The organism is Mucilaginibacter pedocola (assembly GCF_002013915.1).
Lineage (GTDB): Bacteria > Bacteroidota > Bacteroidia > Sphingobacteriales > Sphingobacteriaceae > Mucilaginibacter > Mucilaginibacter pedocola.
Genome location: NZ_MBTF01000034.1, coordinates 96,073 through 120,143, shown reverse-complemented (window position 1 = coordinate 120,143; position 24,071 = coordinate 96,073). Strand labels below are relative to the sequence as shown.

General features: G+C 48.7%; 9 protein-coding genes. 7 read left to right on the top strand and 2 right to left on the bottom strand.

Annotation, left to right across the window (positions count from 1 at the left end; genetic code table 11):
* Positions 1–60: 60 nt before the first annotated feature.
* From BC343_RS20890 to BC343_RS20875, 4 genes are all read left to right on the top strand, one after another.
* Positions 61–585 (top strand): hypothetical protein, encoded by a 525-nt coding sequence (locus BC343_RS20890; RefSeq protein ID WP_078349728.1) that lies wholly within the window; start codon positions 61–63, stop codon positions 583–585.
* Positions 560–1,252, top strand: a complete 693-nt coding sequence (locus BC343_RS20885; RefSeq protein WP_078349727.1) for a pirin family protein — start codon at positions 560–562, stop codon at positions 1,250–1,252. The genes BC343_RS20890 and BC343_RS20885 overlap by 26 nt, the downstream gene beginning before the upstream one ends.
* 339 nt (positions 1,253–1,591) lie before the next feature.
* The gene (locus tag BC343_RS20880; RefSeq protein WP_078349726.1) at positions 1,592–2,740 is read left to right on the top strand and encodes a DUF3500 domain-containing protein; all 1,149 of its coding nucleotides are present in this window, start codon (positions 1,592–1,594) and stop codon (positions 2,738–2,740) included.
* Between the two features lie 43 nt (positions 2,741–2,783).
* Positions 2,784–4,157 carry a HupE/UreJ family protein gene (locus BC343_RS20875; protein ID WP_202909835.1) on the top strand — a complete coding sequence of 458 codons (1,374 nt, stop codon included), beginning with the start codon at positions 2,784–2,786 and terminating at the stop codon, positions 4,155–4,157.
* On the opposite strand, the gene BC343_RS20870 is transcribed toward BC343_RS20875, so the two are convergent.
* A complete protein-coding gene (locus tag BC343_RS20870) occupies positions 4,107–4,793 on the bottom strand; it encodes a HupE/UreJ family protein (RefSeq protein ID WP_202909834.1) in 687 nt (228 codons plus the stop codon). The two genes, BC343_RS20875 and BC343_RS20870, sit on opposite strands and share 51 nt — an antisense overlap.
* Positions 4,794–4,842: 49 nt before the next feature.
* On the opposite strand from BC343_RS20870, the gene BC343_RS20865 reads away from it, so the two are divergent.
* Entirely contained in the window at positions 4,843–5,328 is a 486-nt protein-coding gene (locus tag BC343_RS20865) for a hypothetical protein (protein ID WP_078349725.1), read from the top strand.
* Positions 5,329–5,398: 70 nt separating this feature from the next.
* Positions 5,399–7,666, top strand: coding sequence for a TonB-dependent receptor (locus BC343_RS20860; protein ID WP_078349724.1), 2,268 nt, complete (start codon positions 5,399–5,401; stop codon positions 7,664–7,666).
* Between the two features lie 182 nt (positions 7,667–7,848).
* Here the strand turns inward: BC343_RS20860 and BC343_RS20855 are convergent, their stop codons facing one another.
* Positions 7,849–10,605 (bottom strand): TonB-dependent receptor, encoded by a 2,757-nt coding sequence (locus tag BC343_RS20855; RefSeq protein WP_162276910.1) that lies wholly within the window; start codon positions 10,603–10,605, stop codon positions 7,849–7,851.
* Positions 10,606–11,272: 667 nt separating this feature from the next.
* Here BC343_RS20855 and BC343_RS30825 point away from each other — a divergent pair.
* Entirely contained in the window at positions 11,273–24,052 is a 12,780-nt protein-coding gene (locus tag BC343_RS30825) for a cadherin-like beta sandwich domain-containing protein (protein ID WP_143822291.1), read from the top strand.
* The last annotated feature ends 19 nt before the right edge of the window (positions 24,053–24,071 follow it).

Genomic DNA, 24,071 nt, shown 5'->3' with positions numbered 1-24,071 from the left:
ATCAGCAAACAACCAAAAAAACTTTGCGCCTTTGCGCGAGGAAATAACCACCAAAAAATTATGAATAAGCCAACCATCAAACTTTGCTACCGAAAGATCATCGATATCAACTCTGCAAAACCCTGGGATAAACTGGTATTCGATGATAGCTACGCCGAGTTCAGGATGCAGGTGCAGAATTTTGCCGAAGTAAAGCAATATCCTGCTTTTGGCGAATTGGTGCACTATGTACCCGCCGCCCGCAAGCTAAACCAAATGGTCGGCCCCGCCATTACCGGTTATATACAACAATTGAACGAGGTGGTGCCCGATGTGCTGAACAACCTTGGCCGCCGCTTCCTCAAGTTTAAGCACTACCAGTTCGAGATCATCAATTCACACCTCAACGACCGATCGAAACACCAGGTAGCCATCAGTTTCTTTTCGGAGCCGATGGTATGGCATAGCACTATTGATAGCTACCTGCTGCTGGCTGCCGCGGGACAGGAAACTGAAGAGGTATTTACACACCTGGTGCAATTACAGCCTTATTTAAGTATTCACACTTTAACCGAATGCCATGAGAGTTACACTATCGCCAGCTAAAATTTATTTGGATGACCAGCGCGGTTTCAGCGAAAATGATATCTGCCAGCGCTACTGCACTTTCAACCACGAAGACTACGAACGCGAGGGCAAAGAGCCGTTCGGCAACCTGTATACCCTGAATGATGAGGTATTAGCGGCAGGTGCGGTAAGCAAGCAAACGGCCGTACATAGCAACTATCTGCTGCTGGTACCCATAACCGGCTCGGCAATTTATATCGATAATAAGCATTGGATGGAGGTAGAACCGGGCGAGGTGTTAATGGTTGCGCTGATAGAAGGCGAGGAGTTCAAGCTATCGAACGCCTACGCTGCCGATTGGATAAATTACCTGCGCATAGAGATACAGTGCGACGAACTGTTCGCCGGTAAAGCTGCCCGTTTCAGCTTCGATATGGATGGACAGCCTAACCAACTGATATCGCTCATTAACAGTCCGGCGTTGCCGTTCAAACTCCAAATAGGCAGGTTTGCAGGACGTGAGGAAGCTATTTATAAGCCGGCGGAATATGATTCTAAGGTTTTCTCCTTCGTGATAGCCGGTGCATTTGAACTACAAAACCGCCTTTTACACGAACGCGACGGCCTTGCCCTTTGGGATGCCGAAAGCGTGGAAGCAGAAGCGCTGAGCAATAATGCCATATTGCTGGTGATTGAATTGCAGTGATGCACAAACGCAGCTAAAATTCCCTCCTCGGGGAGGGGTGCGGTCGGAATGTGCGCAAAGGCAGGGAGGGGTTTAGCCGTTTTGCATCGGCCCAAACACACCCCTAACCCCTCTCAAGAGAGGATCCACAGTTTGTAAGGAAAAGCCGCAGCTAAAAATTCCCTCCTCGGGGAGGGGTGCGGCTGGAATGTGCGCAAAGGCAGGGAGGGGTTAGCCATAATGCTAACCAAAACGCCGCCCTTATTTATCGACACAACACCTCCTTTAACCGACACAAGCACCATAACCCCAATTCGCTAAAAGATATTTAACACACAGAATTTTAATACCCCACACAAAATGAAAAAAGCGCTCATCCTTATCGCCCTGCTGCTGCCGGCGGTTATATCCTGTAAAAAGGATAGCTCGACAAGCAGCACCACAACTACTACCTCGGATGGTACAGTAGTAACATCGGGCACCACCACTACTTCGGGTTCTACCACAGGTACCGAAGCGGCTACCACCACGTGCACAGGTACACAGGTAGAAAAACTGGTATGCGCTGCCACCACATTCATTAGCAACCTAAGCACTACCCAGCAGGCATCGACGGTACTCACTTATAATAAAACCGATGCTGTGAAGTGGTCTAACCTGCCCTGCGGTTCAAACTGCCGTGTGGGTATACAGCTAAGCACTTTAAGCACCACGCAACTGGCTAATGCCAAAGCCGTGGTGAAACAAGCCATGGGTACGGTAACAGGCACCGGGTACGACCAGGCGATGAAGATATTATTGGCCGACGATGTGCTTGGTGCCAGCCGCAGCGGCTATTCATCAGGTACTTACTTTATTTCCTTTTTGGGTACACCCACTACCACTGGTACCTGGCAAATGCAATTCGGCGGGCACCATTTGGCCGTGAACGTTACGGTAAGCGCAGGTGTGGTAACCGGCGCATCGCCCTTCTTCATAGGTGTTGAACCAAAATCGTGGATCGAAGGCTCTATAACCTACGCACCTTTAGCTGCTAACCAATCAACCATGGCAGCTGTGCTGGCATCGTTAACAAGTAGCCAATTGGCAAGCGCCAAGCTCAGCAGTACGTTCAGCGATGTGGTATTGGGCCCGGGTTCCGATGGTAAATTCCCGACTACTAAAGTCGGCGTATCGGCAAGTACATTTTCTACGGAACAAAAGGCTCTGGTACTGGCGGCCATTAAACAATGGGTAAGCAATATTGATGATGAAACAGCCACAAGCCTATTGGCCACTTACAACAGCGAGATGGATAATACCTATATCGCCTACTCGGGCAGCGCGGGCGGAACCAGCGGCAACGCGGGCACTTTCCTTATCTCCAATGCCGATTACGTGCGTATAGACGGTCCAAGCGTATGGATAGAATTTGTTTGTCAAAGTGGTGTGGTTTACTCTACCCAAATACACTACCACAGCATATACCGCGACCATAAGCGCGATTACGGTAACAATTTCACCTTCTAATATAAACCCTAAATATCACCAAGCCCCCATAAACACCAAAGCCATGAAAGCCAATTTCGCCATTAAGTTCAGCCGTTTATTTGTCAGCACATTGCTGTTTTGCCTTGCAGGCATTATTAATGCCAATGCGCACCCCATGCCAAACTCGGTAGTGCTGTTAGATGTAAAGGGCGATGTAGTAAGCGTAGAGTTACAATTGCCGCTGAGCGAATTAGAATTGGCCTTCGGGCATGACGTGAACCTCGATTCGGAGGATTTAGTGAAGCGCTTGGGTGTGCAGTTAGAGTGCTATATATTAAAACATATACAACCGGTTACTGCCGATGGCAAGCCATGGGCGGTAACTTTGCAGGATATGAAGGTGGAACCCATTTTGCAAAGCGAAAGCGGCCCTTATAAAGAGCTTACTGCGCATTTGGTAATGGCCCCGCCCGAGGGTGCGAGTACGCGCAATTTTCTTTTCAACTACGATGTGATCATCCACCAGGTGTCTAACCACTTTGCGCTCGTGTCGGTTAGGCAGGATTGGGACAACGGGCTTAGCCAAAACCATCCATACCAAGTGGGGGTGGTACGGTTAGATGTACCGAGTAACAAAATACTGCCCCTGCAAGTAAACATACAGCAAGGCAGCCTGTGGACAGGCTTCACGAATATGCTGGGCCTGGGTATACAACATATAAAAGAAGGCACCGACCACCTGCTGTTTTTATTGACCCTGTTACTGCCTGCTACTTTGGTGGTTAACCGTAAAGAGTGGGGACAATTTGGCGGGGTAGGGTATAGCCTGGTGCGGATATGTAAAATAGTTACAGCGTTTACGCTTGGGCATTCTGTTACCCTGTTAATTGGTGCCGCAGGCATTGCACACGTGCCGGGTAGGCTGATAGAAGTGCTGATAGCGCTTAGTATTTTTATTTCGGCCATACACGCCTATAAACCAATTTTCCGTGGGAAAGAAGTATTTATAGCGGCAGGTTTCGGCTTGATACACGGCATGGCCTTTGCCGAAACGCTGGTTAATTTAAATCTTGATGCCTGGCGCACCGGGCTAAGTATATTGGGCTTTAATTTGGGCATCGAGCTGATGCAACTCTTCATCATTGCCATTACTATACCATGGCTTATTATTTTGAGCAGGGCAAATCTTTATAAAGGCATACGTGTGGCAGGTGCAATTATAGCAGCAGTGGCCTCGGTAGGCTGGATTATTGAACGAGTGACCGATACGCCAAATGCCATTGGCTCAACAGTGATGGCAGCGGCAGGGTATGCGCAATGGCTGGTATTTGGGTTGGCGATAATATCAATATTAAGTTTGTTTGTTAAGGTGGAACGTAACAATGTGGCTTCTTCGCTTAGCAAACTAAAAAAAGATGCGCTGTATAGCCCAGCAAAAGGCTATAACCGCAATTAAGCCCGATACCGGGATAACCACCCATTTACGAAATGATGCACTATTGGTGAACCAGCGCGCCACAAAATAATAGGCCAATACAATAACGGTTACCTGCCCAAGTTCTACCCCCAGGTTAAACATCAACAGGCAGGTAAAGTAATTATCTTTCGGTAAACCCAATGTGCTAAGCGCCCCCGCGAAGCCCAAGCCATGCACCAGCCCGAACAGGAATACCACGCCAATGCGAGAGGTGCGCAGTTTTGGCGAATAGATATTTTCTAACGCTACGTATAAAATGGATAGCGCAATAACCGGCTCCACAATATGCAGCGGCGGATTAATTACATGGTACATGGCCAGCCCCAGTGTAATGGAGTGGGCAATGGTAAAAGCCGTTGCTTGCCACAGAATTGCTTTCAGCTTTGGGCTGAGCAGGAAGAGGCTTATCACAAACAAAATATGGTCGTACCCGTAGGGTACAATATGCAAAAAACCTTCGGCAAGATAGGTGAGGGCGGCACTGGTTTTAAGCAGTTTGGCCAGTTCGCCATTTTTGAGGTGGGCAAATGCAGGTTGCGAAGCTAAAGCAATAAACAACAGCATTAACCCCGCTGCGCGGAATAAAATGGCCGGGTTGCTTTGCCGCTTGTTCATGGGCACAAATAAATGATTTTTATAGGTATTTTATGGCATACGATTACCTTTGCGCACAAACAACAGGCAACAAACAGTGGTAAAAAAGCTATACTGGTTTCTTTTCGAATACGACCTTAACCAGGGTACCTGCACGCCTCTTGCCAAAAAAGCCGCAACACAGCGCGTTCGCCTTTTTAGCGATTTATCTAAGCTGGTATTGTTTGCCTATGTGCTCATGATGTTTAACATGGTTATCCCGGTAGCTGCCGATGCTTTGGCGCATACCTTTTGGGAGAAAGAACACTTAGCCGGCGAACACCAGCAAAACGGCAATAAGCACGTTGAGCTAACCATTGCCAAAATGGAGAACAGCGGCGCAAAAGGTAAACCCGCTGCCACCAAAACAAGCACCGAGGATATTACTCACCTTCTGTTCGTAAAGGATGCTTCTGGCTTGATGCATTTTTCTACGGTGGATAAAATGTACCCATCGTACCTCGTCAGCTACCAGCCATCGGTGCCCGATACCGACTACCCACCACCACGAGTTTAGGCATAACAAAATCCATAATGGCCGGGCTTTATAGCTGCGGCTTGTATTGTTATTCCTAATTTTTTCATGAATGAAATTTAAAGCTTTACTTTCTATCGTACTGCTGTTGAACAGTTACGCATTGTTCGCGCAGCAAAAAAATATAACGGGCAAAATTATAGATAGTGCCACGCGCGTGCCGATAAATGGTGTTACCGTGTTACTATCGCCTGGCAACCAAACCGACATTACTAACGAGAGCGGCCGTTTCTTTTTTAAGCAGGTAAAGGCATCGGCACAAACCATGGTGATCTCTGCCATAGGCTACCAAAAGAAAACCATCGCCTTATCTGCATTTCAAAACGGGCAAACCATAGTGCTTGGCCAACAGCAAACGCAACTGGCAGATGTGGTTATTACCGCCAACAACAGCAACCCTTACAAAGCCATAAGCGAAACCGATATTAAAATGCGCGGTGTGTCAAATTCGCAAGAGGTGTTGCGCTTAGTGCCGGGCTTGTTCATTGGACAACACCAGGGCGGGGGCAAGGCCGAGCAGATATTTTTGCGCGGTTTTGATAACGACCACGGTACGGACCTAAACATGAGCGTGGACGGCATCCCTATCAACATGGTATCCCAAGCCCACGGGCAGGGCTATGCCGACAGCCACTTCATCATCCCCGAAACCATTGAAAGCACCAACTACAAAAAAGGGATGTACGATGCCGAAAAAGGTGACCTGGCGGTAACCGGCTTTGTTAATTTTAATACTGCCAATGCCATCAGCACCAATGTGTTCAAGGCCGAGGCGGGGCAGTTTAACACCTACCGTGTGTTGGGAATGGTTAGTTTGTTGGGCGATAAGGCGAAAGCTAATAACCAGTCGTGGTATGCTGCATCAGAATACCGTTACAGCGATAGTTATTTTGATAACCCGCAGCATTTTAAGCGCTTCAACTTTTTTACCAAGTACCACGGCAAGCTGAATGATAACAACTGGCTAAGCCTTACCGCTTCTACCATGTACAGTAGCTGGAAGGCATCAGGGCAGATACCCGATAATGCGGTTGAAGAAGGCATTATTGGTTTTTATGGCGCTATTGACCCTAACGAAGGGGGCGTAACATCGCGTACCAATGTGAATGCGCAATTGCTTACTACCTTCAGTAATCATGATGTGTTGAAGAACCAGCTTTACTACTCGCGCTACAAGTTCGACCTGCATACCAACTTTACGTTCTTTTTAGAAGACCCTGTAAACGGCGATGAGATACGACAGCGCGAAGCGCGTAATTTGCTGGGCTACAACGGCAGTTACCAGCACGAAGGTTATATTGGTAACACCAAATTCACTACCGATGCGGGTATCAATATCCGCCATGACGCTACCACCGGCAGCGAACTGAGCCACACCATCAACAATTTCACCGTGATAAACCCAGTAAAGCTTGGCGATATTACAGAAACCGGCGCTGGTGCCTACCTCAACGAAACCTTTCAGTTCAGTCCCAAATTTACTATGAATGCCGGGCTTAGGTTTGATCAGTTCTTTTATAAATACAACAACAAATTCGCGGGCGATAGTACCCTGAATGGCCTTGGTGTTTACAAGGCGAATAACAATGTAGTTAGCCCTAAACTTAACTTTTACTACCAGGCTACCGATAAAACACAGTTTTATTTGTTGATGGGTAAAGGCTTCCACTCAAACGATGCCCGCGTGGTAGTTGCAGCAAAAGGTTTGCAAACCCTGCCCGCCGCCTATGGTGCCGATTTGGGTACGGTATTTAAGCCCGCCAAGAACCTGCTGTTCAATGCCGCGGTTTGGTACAGCTACCTGCAAAACGAGTATGTATACTCGGGCGATGGTGGCTCGGTAGAGTTCAGCGGCCGCACGCGCCGCATAGGGTTCGATCTTTCTGGCCGGTACCAACCTATTAAATCACTTTACTTTGATGCCGATGTGAACTACGCCCACGGCCGTTCTATAGACGACCCTGCAGGGGAGAACTATATTCCGCTGGCACCGGTTTGGAGCAGTACGGGTGGCGTAACCTATACTTTTAAAGATGGTTTTAATGGCAGCCTGCGCTACCGTTACCTGGGCAATAGAGCCGCCAACGAAGACTATAGCCTAACCGCCAAAGGCTATTTTATAAACGATTTGGTGCTCAATTATACCAAACCCAAATACGAAGTGGGCATCACCATTAACAACATCTTCAATGTGCAATGGAAAGAAACCCAATTCGAGACGCTAACCCGCCTCAGAAACCAACAACCTGTAAATGGCATAGCATTTACAGCGGGTACCAAATTTGCAGCTTTGGCACATGTTAGTTACTTCTTTAAATAAACGCGCTGTCATGAATTATTCTCAATTCGCAAATCGCGAATTGAGGATATTTTAATTCTTTATCGCTGCCGCAAGTTCCCAACTCGTGGTGCCGCATATCGAAAGCATCCTGCTTTCGAACGCTACAAAAAAGGCTGCCTCCCATGGGAAACAGCCTCTGTAATCACTACGGTAGAATTTCTTTAGAAGGTAAAGCCAACGCGTGCGAAGAAACGGCGGCCGTTGCTGCCCATTTGTACAGCATCGAATGGGCCGCTTGGCTCGTTGTTGTAGGCCCAGCCTTTTGCACCGGCTACGTAGGCCAGGTCGGGGTGTACGTTGAACAGGTTATCTGCCCCTAACGAGAAACGCATTGTTTTGCTCACTTTATAAGTCAAGTAAAGGTCGCTGGTTACTTTGCCGCTGTAAATGTAGCGGTCGGGTAGTTGTTGCGTGCCATCGTCGGTAGGTACGGTAGGGGTAAGGGTGCTGCCGTCGCCATAACCAAGCAGGTCTATTTTGCCGAAGTAGGTGAAGCGAGTGCCTATAGTTAAACTATTATGGCCAAACTCCGGGTTCAGCGCAAGTTTTTGCGGCGGGGCCGAAGCAAGGATAAATTTCTGCTCGCGCTCGCTCAAAAAGGTTTGCTGCAGGGCAGCGGTGGTACCCAGTATAGGCGGATAATTTATTTTGTCGATATCCATGCTCTGGAAGTTGCCCGCAAATAATATTTTGTATCGGTTGTTGCCTACTGTTTTGCTATAATCTATTACTATATCCAAACCACGGTTAGTGGTGTTTACCGCATTGGCAAAAAACTGGGCGGCGCTCACGTTCAGGCTGTTTAGGGCGTTGGTGAATGATGGATCTAAAGTAGGGTCGGATGCGCTGAATTGTCCCGAAAGCACCACACGGTCTGTCACCTTAATAATATAACCATCTACAGTGAAGCTCAACTCAGGTATAGGTTTGTAGGTGAAGCCCAGTCCTGCATTTTTAGATTTTTCCTGTTTTAGGTTAGGGATGCCTGCAGCGCGGGTGATAGGGCTGTAGTTAGGAGCTATCTTAACCTCAGATACTACCGAACCCTGTACGTTAGTAAAGGTGTTGCTATAGTTTATCTGCTGCAACGATGGTGCACGGAAGCCTGTACCGGCAGAAGCACGGATGTTAAAGTTGTCGGTAAGTTTATAACGGGTAGCAAATTTGGTGTTGAAAGTAGAGCCAAAATCGCTATAGTGCTCGTAACGGTTAGCAAAGTCTATCAGCCATTTTTTGGTAACATCCAGTTCAAAGTCTGCATACATACCTACCACTTTGCGGTTAGCGTTTACCGCATCGGCCGGTTGAAAGCCCGGGAAGCCCTGCGAACCTGCGGCCTGGGTGCCGCTTGGGTCGTAGTTGCTGTACGAATCGGGCTCGCCTGCAAATATCTTATAACGCTCGTACCTAAACTCGCCGCCGAAACCGAAGTTAAGCCCTTCGGCAACGGTACTAAAATGCTTGTTTACGTTAAGGTTGGTGGTGTTTTGTAAAAACTCCGAACCACCATCGTCGAAATGCGTTTTTGCCGCACTCATGGATGCGTTGAAGGTTTTATCGCCATAAAAATGGAACTTGTTGTTACCTGTATTGTTGCTCAGGTCCCAGTCCCATCCATTGCCCACTGTGCCTTTAAAGCCGGCCGCAACCGATATGTCGGTATTATGCGTTTGAATGATGGGATTGTAGTAAGTTTCGCCATCAGGGGTGGTGAAAATAATACCAGTAGAGTTAGCGTAATCGGTTGGGAAGCGCTCAGGGCGTGCCGATAAGTTACGGGTGAAGGCATAAGCATCAGACGGTTTATAGCTGTAACCACCAAAGCTATAGAAAGTGGTTGGCGTGCCTGCCAATGGTATCTCGGTATTGTAAAATATCGTACCGCTTTCGGCCGAGCCGTCGCCGTTAGCGCGACGATAAGGATTTATAGGCAAAGCGTCGGGGTTACTGGTAGTAGTATCGTGCGTTTGGCGATAGGTTTTGCCGTTTTTAGCGTATTCACCTGTGATATTGAAGAAACCACCGTTGTTGCCTATGCCGAAACCATAGTTGGCATCAATAGTTATGCCTTTACCATCAATAGTGCCGCCATGCGGATAGTATCCTGCCACAACGCTTTTGCCGCTGTTGAAGGCGGGATCGTAAAAGCCGGATACGCCTGCGTTAACGCTAAGCACGCCGGTATTCTTTTTCAGCACAAGGTTCATTACACCGGCAATAGCATCAGAACCATATTGGGCCGATGCACCATCGCGCAAGATTTCCACCCTGTCGATAGCTGCTGTTGGCACCGAACTAAGGTCGACGCCCGAATTACCGCGCCCGCGGGTACCGAACACCGATACGAATGCAGTAGAGTGGCGGCGTTTGCCGTTCACCAGCACCAGGGTTTGGTCGGGCCCAAGGCCGCGCAGGGTTCCCAGTTGTACGTGGTCGGCACCGTCGGAGCCCGATTGGCGGTTGTAGTTAAAGGATGGGGCAGTGTAATTTAATATGTCGGTAAGGTCTAACCTGCCGGTGTTGGCTGCGGCTTTGGTAACGCTAACCACATCTACCGGTACAGCGGTTTCCAATTTTACGCGCCCTGCCGAGCGGGTACCTATGGCAACCACTTCGTTTAACTGGGCAATGTCGCTTACCAATACAACATTAATAGTGGTTTTACCGGCAATTGCTACGGTTTGTGTTTTATAACCGGTAAAACTGAATATCAGCTCGGCACCGGCAGGTGCAGAGATGCTGAACTGGCCCGAGCCATTGGTGCTTGTACCCATAGTACTGCCACTAACACGCACACTTACGCCGGGCATAGTGGTATTATCGGTAGAACTGGTGACCGTACCCGTTACGGTAATTTTTTGTGCGAACGCCGCGGAGGCGCCCAGGAGCAACGCGAAAAAAAGTAAAGCTTTCTTCATAAAAATGGAATAGGGGTTAAGTTTCATGTAATTTTAATGGTAAGATAATAATACTTGCACATAATTTAATGAATGTTTTGATTTATTGTTAATTTTCCAATAAAGTGCCGTTAAAATCACCTTATTGGCAAAATTTTATGTTACGAAAGGGAATTAAATGCTTTTTTTTGAAGGTAGCACCCTCACGATATTATTTATGTATCGGGAGCTATGAGGCCATATGGAAACTGAGCTTTGTTGAAAAAAAGCGCAATGAAATACTCATAAAAGTATAATATTGGTAATGAAGTAATTATATTTGGAGTGTTGTTGGGGTTTTGATAATACAAATATAGTTTGTATTTTTCCCCTTATAAATTTCTCATTATTAGTTTATTACCCCCGCCTTGTACTACAGGGTTAAGCAAGTAGAAGAAAATTATTAATTTTGAAGTTAAATACCCTTATTAATAACTATTAAAATTTCTTTACTGATGCACCTAAGTTTCCCGCTTTTGAAGGTTGTATTCCGCTCCCGCGGTTTGCTCGCCTTTGCCCCATTGCGGTTTGCTCAAAATTTTAATGTGGTTTAATAGGGCTGTTTAATTTATAAATGGTTCTGAGCGGCTTTATAGGCCGCTAAAAAAATGACAATAATAATTTGGCTAACGCCGATGGATTTGATAAGATGAAGAAACTTTTACTGTCGTGTTTTCTGCTATTTAGTGCTGCGCGTGGTTTTGCGCAGGCTCCTAACATTACTTACTCCGGCCCGCAAGATTATGTGCTTGGCCAAACAATAACAACGCTTTCGCCAGCCAATTCGGGTGGGGCTGTGCCCAATATTGCTTATAGCCGGGTTACTACACTTGCAGGTAACGGCTCCCTGGGGTTTGTTGACGGTACCGGCACGGCTGCGCGGTTCAAAAACCCTTACAACGTTGCCAGCGATGCTGCGGGAAATATCTACGTAGCCGATTATGGTAATAATGCCATTCGCAAAATTACGCCCGCCGGCGTGGTTACCACCATTCTTACCGGATTATCGTTGCCGGGGGGGCTTACGTTTGATGCTGCCGGTAACCTGTACATTGCCGATACCGGCAACCAGGTTATCAAAAAAATGACACCTGACGGTGTTGTAAGTATTTATGCAGGTACGGGCGATGTAGGTTCTAATGACGGCCCTGCATTGTCGGCTTCATTCCGTAACCCGCAGGATGTGGCCATGGATGGTGCAGGCAACTTGTATGTGGCCGACTACAGCAACCAGGTAATACGTAAAATTACGCCCGCCGGCGTTGTAAGTACCTTTGCGGGCACAATGTTCGGGCCGGGTTTTGCAAGCGGGCCCGTGGGGACAGGCAGATTCAGGAACCCCTTTGGTATAGACGTTGATGCAGCCGGCAATGTTTACGTAGCCGATTTTGGAAACAGTGCCGTACGTAAGGTAACCCCTGACGGGAGGATAACTACTATAGCCGGTAGCGGTAGCCCGGGTTTTGCAGAAGGCACCGGTACTTCGGCAGTGTTTAACAGGCCCGGCGACGTAGCTGTTGATAAGTTCGGGAACGTTTACGTGAACGATACCTATAACGGCCTTATTCGGATAGTTGCGCCTAATGGCGTTGTAACCACCTTTGCGGGTAATAATGGCGTTATAGGGAGATCGGATGCTATAGGCACCGCTGCCGTTTTTGGGTTTCCGGAAGGTATTACATTTGACCCTAATGGCGATTTATACACGGCCGATTATGTTACCAGCGCCATACGCAAGGTATCAACCAAAGGCTATATTATTGATAAGCCATTGCCGCCGGGTTTGGTATTTGACCCCGCCACAGGCAATATTACAGGCAAGCCTACGGCCGTTACCGCGGCTGATGACTATACTGTGACGGCTTACAACGCTGATGGAAAAAGCAGCGCTATTATTAATATTGGCGTAAGGCTGCCATCAGAAGACGCTACATTAAGCGCATTAAGCGCCAGCGTAGGCGCATTAAACCCTTCGTTTTCGCCCGCTACAAAAACATACGTAATTAATGTACCCACCGGTACTACCAGCACAACTATAACGCCCACCCTAAACGACCTGAAGGCTACGCTTACCGTGAATGGTGCGGCTCACACAAGCGGGGCTACGGCGGGCCCATTCCCGCTACCTGTTGGTAATACCAGCATCAGCATAAAAGTAACGGCAGAAAGCGATACTACCATATCTACCTACACTGTATCAATAGTGAGGGCGAAGCCGGCTGTTGCCGCGCCTGTTGTATCATATCCTTCAACAAGGGTTTACACCATTAACGTACCCATACCCAACCTTACGCCAACCAATACAGGGGGCAGCGTGCCTGCTATTGAATATGGCAGGGTAACCACCATTGCAACCGGGTTAGACCGGCCAATAGGCATTGCTGCCGATCCTGCCGGAAATGTGTACGTAGGCGACGCTTCTAAACAGGTACGTAAAATAACCCCCTCGGGCAGCATTTCGGTATTCGCCGGGCTTACTGCCAACCTTAAAAACCCTACGGGGCTGGCGTCAGACGCGCAGGGGAATATTTATGTTGCCGATGCCGGTGATAACAGGATAAGGATAATATCGCCATCGGGCGTTGCTGATATTCTTGCGGGGCATTCGGGCGATTTTGATTACCGCGACGGCGTTGATACCACTGCAAGGTTTGCAACCCCCTGGGGCGTGAGTGTAGACGGTTTAAATAACGTTTATATAGCCGATTTTGATAATAACCTCGTACGCAAGCGCACACTCGACGGGATAGTAACCACCCTTGCCGGAACCCAGGCGCTTGGTGCAAATAATGGCCCCAGTGCTTCGGCAACCTTCAGGCAGCCAATAGGCCTTAGCAGCGATTTTAATGGTAACCTGTATGTTGCTGATAAAGGCAACCACATGATCAGGAAAATTACTTCGGCAGGTGTAGTATCTACCTTTGCCGGTAATGGCGCTGCAGGGCGTGCCAACGGTGTTGGTACCGCTGCAAGTTTTGATACCCCTTCTGCGGTTGCGGTTGAAAGCAACGGTATGATATACGTTGCCGATGCCGGGAATAGCCGCATACGCAAAATTGCCCCTAACGGTACGGTTGCTTATATGGTTGGCAATGGCCAATATGGTTATGCCGATGCAGTGGATAGATACGCAAGTTTTAATTACCCGCAAGGTGTTGCGGTTGATAACGACGGGCACCTTTTTGTTGCCGACTATGGTAATAATATGGTGCGTAAAGTTGAAACACTGGGTTACTCTATAAACCCTTACGATAATTTGCCGCCAGGCTTAACTTTTGATAGCCGCACCGGCATCATCAGCGGCACGCCAACTGCAGTTGCAGCGCGACGGGTGTATACCATTACAGCATATAACCTTGGCGGAAGCAGTGTTTCTACAGTTGCAATAACCGTTAACGACGTAATGAACGAAGCGCGGCTTAGCAATATTCAGTTAGACCACGGTACCTTAAACCCTGTTTTTGCATCAGCAACAGAGGCTTATACTGCAAGTGTTGGTTCGTCAACCATTGTTGTTACGCCTACACCGATGCATGTACAGGCCACTATAAAAATAAATGGCGTTACTGTAGCAGGCGGCTCGCCATCGGCACCCATCCCGCTGGTTGTTGGCTCTAATACACTCAATATCGTAGTAACAGCGCCCGACGGTACCACAACAAAAACTTACACCCTTGCCGTTACCCGTACCGCAGCAGCCCCTAATGCCAACTTATCCGGCCTAACTTTAAGCGCCGGAACTTTAAGCCCGGCATTTGTTACAGGCACAACCGCGTATACAGCATCAGTTGGCAACGCTATTACTGATATTGCTATTACACCAACCAGCCCTAACTCGGCGGCTACTATTAAGGTAAATGGTACAACCGTAGCAAGCGGCGTATCATCGGCTACTATTCCGCTAAATGTTGGTGCTAACACTATTACTACTTTGGTTACCGACGAAAACGGAAATACAAAAACCTACACCATAACAGTGACCCGCGCAACATCGTCTGAAGCCGGGCTTGCCATGCTTGGCATGAGCGAGGGTGCGTTATCGCCGGCATTCAATACTGCCACACTAACTTATACTAATAGCGTAGCCAACAGTGTAACCGGTATAACCGTTACGCCAACCACGGTTGATATTAACGCAACTATTAAGGTAAACGGCATTACCGTAGCCGACGGTACGCCATCAGGCAATATCCCACTGAATGTTGGGGCAAATACTATAACGGTTGTTGTTACTGCACAGGATGGAACAACCACCCGCACTTATACTACTACGGTTACACGGGCGGCATCGTCTAATAATAACCTCTCGGCCCTTACTATTAGCAGCGGTACGTTAGCGCCGGCGTTTGTAACCGGTACACTATCTTATACTGTATCGGTTGCTAATGGCGTAAATAGCATGCAAATTACGCCAACCGCGGCAGATGCGGGAGCAACAATAACTGTAAACGGCGTTAGTGTTGCAAGCGGCGCAACTTCGGGCGCTATCGCTTTAGCCTCGGGCGCTAATATCATTACGGTATCAGTTACTCCGGCAGATGGCAGCGCGGCAAAAGTATACACCATAAATGTTAACAGGGCGCTATCGTCTAACTCGGCTTTATCTGCGTTGTCATTTAGTGGCGGCTCTTTGTCGCCGGTGTTCAATTCGGCTACTTTTTCTTATTCGGGCAGTGTGCCAAATACGGTTACCGACGTAACTGTAACACCTACTGCGGCAGATGCGGGTGCATCGGTTCAGGTAAATGGTGTTCCGGTGCTTAGTGGCGCAACTTCGGGTACTTTACCGCTTAATGTGGGTGCAAATACTATCACAATAGCTGTAACTGCCGAAAATGGCGGCATAACATCGTACACCTTAACTGTAACGAGGGCAGCCTCGGCAGATGCAAGCCTTTCGGCATTAAGCCTTAGTGCCGGTACCTTATCGCCGGTATTTGCATCGGGCACTACAACTTATACGGCTTCGGTACCCAATAGCACTGCCGGTATTACGCTGACACCTTCCGGTACCAATGTTAATGCCGTTATAAAAGTAAACGGTGTTACTGTTACCAGCGGCACAGCTTCAGGCGTATTGCCTTTGAATGTTGGCAATAATAATATTACTGTAGCAGTAACCGCCCAGGATGGCGTAACCGTAACCAACTATACAGTAACAGTGGTAAGGGCAGCGTCTTCGGTTTCATCGTTATCTGCATTAACTACTACGGCGGGCGCGCTTAACCCTGCGTTTGCGGCGGGTACGCTTGGCTATGCGGTAACAGTGGCTAACGGCGTAACTTCAACAACAGTTACCCCAACCGCAACCGATGCTACTGCAACTATAACCGTAAACGGCGCGGCTGTTACCAGTGCAGTTGCTTCATCGCCTATTAGCCTTGCTATTGGCTCAAATATTATAACCACAACAGTAACCGCTGCTGATGGCGTTACAACCACAACATACACCTTAACAATAACCAGGGCAGCATCATCTAATGCAGATCTTTCTGCTTTAAGCCTAAGTGCTGGTACTTTAAGTCCTGTGTTTTCTGCAGGGGCTACCACGTATACCGCAGCTGTGGCTAACGCAGTAAGCAGTATTACCGTAACGCCTACGGTTGCTGATGCAACAGCAACTATACAGGTAAACGGGGTAACCGTTGCCAGTGGCGCAGCATCGGCCAATATACCGCTGGTGGTAGGCACCAACACTATAACCACAACTGTTACCGCACAAGATGGTTCGCTAAAAACCTACACCGTTGCCGTAACCCGTGCCACATCGACAGATGCCAGCCTCTCGGCAGTTACTATTAGTGCCGGAACCTTGTCGCCTGCATTTGCGCCGGGTACAACCGCTTATACAGCTACCGTGCCTAATGCTACGACCGGTATAACCATTACGCCAAGTAGTACCGATGCTAATGCCGTTATAACCGTTAATGGTGTAACAGTAGCCTCGGGCGCATCATCGGCAACATTGCCGCTTGTTGTTGGCAGTAATAATGTTACCGTGCAGGTTACCGCAGCAGATGGCGTAACAGTTAATACCTATACTTTCGCAATTACACGCGCCGCTTCTTCAGTATCATCGCTATCAGCATTAACTACAACCGCAGGTGCGCTTAGCCCGGTGTTTGCGGCAGGTACGCTTAATTACTCGGTAACAGTTGCAACGGGTGTTGCTTCAACAACTATCACCCCAACCGTAACCGATGCCAATGCAACTATTACTGTAAACGGCGGGGCCGTTGCCAGTGGTGCAGCATCAGGCGCTATACCTTTAACTATTGGCGCTAATAATATTATTATTCGCGTTACTGCGCAGGATGGTACCTCGGTTACCAATTATACCGTAACGGTAACACGCTCGGCATCTGCAAATGCTAACTTAAGCAGCCTTACCCTTAGCACAGGAGTATTGAGCCCGGTATTTGCATCGGGTACGTTTACGTATACCGCATCGGTAAATAACGCCACCACTTCGGTTACGGCAATGCCTACTGTAGCAGATGCAACTGCAACGGTAACGGTAAATGGTACGGCAGTAGCCAGCGGGGCTTCGTCGGCACCAATTGCGTTGGCTGTTGGGCCAAACGTTATTACTACTGTAGTTACGGCACAGGATGGATCGATACAAACTTATTCGGTAACGGTAACGCGCGCGGGTTCTTCTGACGACAACCTTTCGGCTTTGATTGTTAGCGCAGGTACCTTATCACCGGCTTTCTCGCCGGCAACGGGTAACTACACGCTTACTGTGCCAAATACAAACAGCAGCATAACTGTTACACCAACCCGTAACGAAGCCAATGCAACCATCACCGTAAACGGTACACCGGTTGCCAGCGGTTCAGCATCTGCAGCAATACCGCTGGTTGTTGGCAGCAATACCATAAACATAGTAGTTACCGCGCAGGACGGAACCGCTAAAACTTATACCATTACCGCCACAAGGCAGCTTTCGGGCGATGCTTTACTGGCTTCGCTTGCTCCAAGTACGGGTAGTTTAAGCCCTGCCTTTGCAAGCGGAACTAATAGCTATACCGTTGCAGTAAGTAACGCAGTTAACTCGATAACCTTTACCCCAACAGTTAACCAGGCCAATGCAACGGTAAGTGTAAACGGAACGCCTGTTGCCAGTGGCGCAGCATCGGCAGCTATAACTTTATCGGTGGGGGCAAACAATGTATCGGTGGAGGTAACCGCGCAAGACGGTACCCTGAATACTTATACCATACAAGTTACACGCGGCCAATCTACCGATGCTACTTTGAGCAACCTGGTAGTAAGCGGCACTACCTTATCGCCTGCATTTGCATCTGCAACGGCGGCATACACGGCTTCTGTAGCTAATAGCGTAACCAGCGTAACCCTTACGCCAACTGTTAACGAGCCTAACGCAACCGTTAGGGTTAACGGTGTGCCGGTTACCAGTGGTGCGGCCTCGGCTGCCATACCACTTAGCTTGGGCAATAACGTTATAACTGCTACCGTAACCGCACAGGATGGTACCAGCAATAAAATATACCAGGTTACGGTAAACCGCGCGCTATCTTCAGATGGTACGTTATCTGCCTTAACTATCAGCGCAGGTACGTTAGCGCCAACCTTTACTTCGGGTGTATTTAGCTACACTGCACACGTAAGTAATGCTACGCCAAGCATCACGGTAACTCCAACAAAAACCGAAGCCAATGCGGTGATTCGTGTTAACGGAAACGTTGTTGCAAGTGGCGCAAGCTCGGCAGCTATACCGTTGGCAGTTGGCAGCAACGTTATAACCATAGCCATAACCGCGCAGGATGGTACAGTTACCACCTATACAGCAGATGTAATAAAAGCTGCGCCGGTAGCATCAACCAATGCCAACCTGGTATCGCTGGCGGTAAGTACGGGAACATTAAGCCCTGCATTTGCCCAAGCCACAACTGCGTACAACGTATCTGTTGCGAATGTAGTTAGCACCATTAGCGTAACAGCAGGCAGCAGCGATGCCAACGCAAGCATTACCGTAAACGGCACACCAGTGGCCAGCGGCGTTGCATCGGCTCCAATAAACCTGGTGGCAGGTGCTAATACCATAACCACCATCATCACAGCCGAGGATGCTGTTACCACAAAAACTTACACGATAACAGTAACCCGTGCACCATCAACAAACGCCAACCTGGCTAATATTACACTTAGCGCAGGTAGTTTGAGCCCGGCATTTGCACAGGCCACAACAGGCTATACCGCCAATGTTGGTAATGCCGTAACATCTATACAACTAACACCAACCACTGCCGATGCTGATGCAACCATTAAGGTGAATGGCGCAACGGTTGTAAGCGGCGCAGCTTCGGGCGCGTTGCCATTGGTTGTTGGTGCCAATACCATTACTACGGTAGTAACCGCACAAAGCGGCGCTACCAAAACTTATACGGTTACCGTAACACGAGCGCAATCGCCAAATGCTAACCTGGCCTCGCTGGTACCTAGCGCTGGTAGTTTAAGCCCTGTTTTTGCTGCGGCTACTGCAAGCTACGGCGTAACCGTAAGTAATGGTACTACCAGCATCAGGTTTACGCCAACCGTTGCCGATGCTGCCGCTACAGTTAAAGTTAACAGCACAACGGTAACCAGTGGAGCACAATCGGCAGCCTTGCCATTGGTTGTTGGCTCTAATACTATTACTGTTGCTGTAACCGCACAGGATGGTACATTGAAAACGTATACTGTTACCGTAACACGTGCACAATCGGCAAATGCCAACCTCAGTAACATTGCTTTAAGTACCGGTACGCTTAGCCCTGTATTTGCGGCAGCTACTATAAATTATACCGCTACGGTTGGTAATGCTATTGCTACTATAAAACTAACCCCAACTGTTGCCGATGCCACAGCTACGGTACAGATGAACGGAGCTACAGTTGCCAGCGGAACAGCTTCGGCAGATATACCATTGCTGGTTGGCCCAAATACTATTACAACCGTTGTAACTGCGCAAAACGGTACAACCAAAACTTACGAGGTTGTGGTTACACGTGCGCAATCGCCAAATGCAAACCTGGCAAGCTTAAGCCTAAGCAGCGGTACGCTTAGCCCGGCATTTGCAGCCGCAACTATTAGCTATACTGCATCGGTAAGCCACGCCACTACAGGTATTAATGTAACCGCAGCGGTAGCCGAGCCTAATGCTACTATACAAATAAACGGTGCGGCCGTAGCAAGCGGCAGCCCATCTGCAAATATTCCGCTGGCGGTAGGTGCAAACGCGGTTACTACATTGGTAACTGCGCAGGATGGCACTACCAAAACTTACACAGTTACCGTAACCCGCGCGCCATCGCCTGATGCTACGTTAAGCAACCTTGCCTTAAGTACGGGGACATTATCGCCGGCGTTTTCGCCAGTAACTACCGGTTACACCGCATCGGTAGCTAATGCAGTAGCTTCGGTTACTGTTACGGCAACTGTTAACGAGCCTAATGCTATCGTAAGGGTAAACGGTGTGCTTGTAGCCAGCGGTTCTGCATCAGCTTCGTTACCGTTAGCTGTTGGGCCAAACACTATCACTACGGTGGTAACCGCGCAGGATGGTACATCAACCCAAACTTATACTGTAACGGTAACGCGCGCACTATCGCCGGATGCTAACCTTAGCAATCTGGCGCTAAGCAGCGGCACCTTATCGCCAGCGTTTACGCCTGCCGGTATAAGCTACAGCGCAACGGTAAGTAATGCAACAACTACTATAAGGCTTACACCAACTGTTAACGAAGCGAATGCCAGCGTGAAAGTTAATGGTGTAACCGTAGCAAGCGGCACCGCATCGGCTGCCCTGCCATTGGTTGTTGGGCCTAACACCATCACTGCAGATGTAACCGCACAGGATGGTACCCTTAAAACGTATACTGTAACGGTAACAAGGCTGCCATCGAGCAATGCCGACCTGGCTAACATTAGCCTGAGCACCGGTACGTTGAGCCCTGTATTTGCAGCGGGTACTTTAGCTTACAACGCTTCTGTTGGCAATGCGGTAACTACTGTTAAATTAACGCCAACTGTGGCAGATGCTACAGCAACCGTACAGGTTAATGGGGTAGCTGTACCAAGCGGTACCGCATCGGCAGATATTGCTTTGTTGGTTGGCCCTAACGTGATAAGCACCACTGTAACCGCCGAAGACGGTACAATTAAAACTTATACTGTAACGGTTGACAGGGCAAAATCGCCAAATGCCGACCTGGCTGCTTTAGCCATAAGCGATGGCACGCTTAGCCCTGTATTTGCTGCCGGTACTTTAAGTTATACAGCAGCAGTACCAAATGCAGTAAGTGGCATAAGCGTTACAGCAACTGTGAGCGAACCTAATGCTACTATACAAGTAAATGGTACCGCCGTAGTAAGCGGAAGCCCGTCGGCAAACCTGCCTTTGGTTGTTGGCGCAAATACCATAACTACATTGGTTACTGCACAGGATGGTACACCAAAAACATACACCATTACCGTAACCCGTGCGCCATCGCCCGATGCTACCCTTAGCAACCTGGCACTTAGCGCAGGTACGCTAAGCCCGGCTTTTGCCTCGGCAACAACCGGCTACACTGCTGCGGTAGGTAATGCCGTAACAACTGTAACCATAACCCCAACCGTTAACGAGCCAAACGCTACCGTAAAGGTTAATGGCGTAACTGTAGTTAGCGGGGCGGCTTCGGCAGCTATACCATTGGTTGTTGGGGCAAATACCATCACTACTGTTGTTACCGCGCAGGATGGAGTGTCAACCCAAACCTATACAACGACAGTAACCCGTGCGCCATCGTCGAACGCGTTCCTGACAGCGTTGGGTACAAGCACCGGGTTCTATAGCCCATCATTCGGTAGGAACATTACCGATTACACCATGCTGGTAAGCAATAATATTACCACCATGAGCATTACGCCAACACTGGAAGATAACACGGCTACCATGACAGTGGCGGGTGCACCGGTTGCAAGCGGCGTTGCTTCGGCGCCGATAACCCTGGCTGTGGGTAATAACTTTATCCGCACTGTGGTAACTGCCCAGGATGGTGTTACTATTAAAACTTATACGGTTATTGTAAATCGTGCGCTTTCGTCGGAGAACGACTTGAGTGCGCTTTCAATCAGCACCGGTCCGTTTACTCCGGGCTTCCAATCGGGTATTAACAGCTATACCGCTTCGGTGCCTAATACGGTTACCACCCTTACGGTTACGCCTACAGTGGCAGATCCTACGGCATCGGTGAAAATAAATAACGTGCCTGCCACAAGCGGAGTAGCATCGCCACCTATACCGCTGGCTATTGGCACCAACAGGTTAGATGTGGTTGTAACCGCGCAAAACGGGCAAACCAACACCTATACCATTACGGTAACCCGTATACCATCTGCCAATGCCGACTTGTCGGGCCTTACTGCAAATACAGGCGCTTTAAGCCCTGCGTTTGCTGCCGGTACTACAGCTTATACTGCTGCTGCAGTTGGCAATGCTACAAGCACTATACAGTTAACGCCGGTTGTGGCTGATGCTACTGCTACCGTTACGGTAAATGGTATAACAGTAGCTAGTGGTACCGCATCGCCTGATATACCGCTTAATGTGGGTGCCAACCTTATTCCTGTTGTAGTAAAAGCACAGGCAGGCAATACCAAAACCTACACGGTAAGCATCAGCAGGGCACCATCTGCCAATGCCGACCTTGCCGGTATCACCATAAGTGGTGGCACGCTTAGCCCTGCGTTTACTGCAGGCAATACCAGCTATACCACTACTATTGGCAATGCTAATGCAACCATTACTGTTACACCAAATACCAGTGATGCAACCGCTACTGTAACTGTAAATGGTAACCCTGTTACTTCGGGCAACGCATCGGGCAGTATACCGTTGGTAGTAGGGTCTAACACCATTACTATAGTAGTAACCGCTCAGGATGGCACACCAAAAACGTACACAGTAATTGCTACGCGAGAAGCATCTGCCAATGCCGACCTGGCCAGCCTTACGCCTGATGCGGGTACCTTATCGCCTGCGTTTAGTGCGGCTACGCAAAGCTATACCGTTACGGTATTGAACAGTGTAGGCAGCATCCGCTTTACACCTACTGTTGCTGATGCCACAGCTACCGTTACGGTGGATGGTGCGGCCGTAGTGAGCGGCTCAGCTTCGGGTGTTATAACATTGCCTGTGGGTCAAACCACGGTAACGGTTGTGGTAACCGCTCAAAACTTAACCCCTAAAACATATACTGTTGTAGTTACACGCCAAAGGTCGAATAATGCCGACCTGTCTGCCTTAACTTCAAATGCAGGCGCATTATCACCGGCCTTTGATGCGGCAACGCTTAGCTATAGCGTAACCGTACCAAATACTACTACATCGGCTACAGTAACTGCTTCGGTTGCCGATGCAACGGCTACTATAGAGGTGTTAGGGCAGCCATTGGCAAGTGGTGCCCAATCGGCATCGTCACCATTGAATGTTGGAAATAACGATATAGAAGTTAAAGTAACTGCCGAAGACGGCACAGTGAAAAGGTACATAGTTACCGTTAGGAGGCTGCCATCAGATAACAATAGCCTTGGCGGGCTTACTATAAGCGCGGGCACCTTATCGCCTGCGTTTGATGCCGGTACTTTTGATTATAATGCAACTGTTCCTTATTCCGAATCGAGTATAAGGATCACGCCTACCGCCGCTGACGCTACAGCAACTATTACTGTAAACGGTTCTACGGTAAGCAGCGGCAGTGCATCGGGCAACGTTAACCTGCAAGTAGGCGACAATACTGTTACTGTGGTAGTGAAAGCCGCTGATGGTACCGAGCAAACTTATACCATAATAGTAAAACGCGAAGTCCGCCCGCCATCAACAGATGCTGCACTTACATCGTTGTTCCTTACTAAAGGGACATTGCTGCCGGCATTCTCGCGCAATACATTAGCGTATAGTGCTACTGTAACCAGCGATGTTACCTTTACCAATGTAATAGCGATAACCAGCGACCCTAACGCTAAAATTACGGTGAATGGCATGCCGGTAGAGAGCGGTAAATCATCGCCTAATATTATATTGGTTGATGGGGCTAACCGTATATTTGTAAATGTTTTGGCCGAGGATGGTATTACCTCACAACGGTACAGCCTGACCATAACACGCGCCAACTTTGCGGCTACCTTACCAAACGTGTTTACGCCGAATGGCGATGGTGTTAACGATACCTGGAGACTACCGAATATTGACCTGTACCCTGATTGTACAGTGAAAATATTTAATCGTGCCGGTCAGCAGGTATTTAACTCGGTAGGTTACGGCACTCCGTGGGATGGTACCTGGAACGGCAGGCAATTAGATCCGGGCACCTACTACTATGTTATCGACCTGAAACACGGCCAGGGTATACGCTCGGGAGGTATTACCATCATCAGGTAGGATATTTTACCATAAGTTT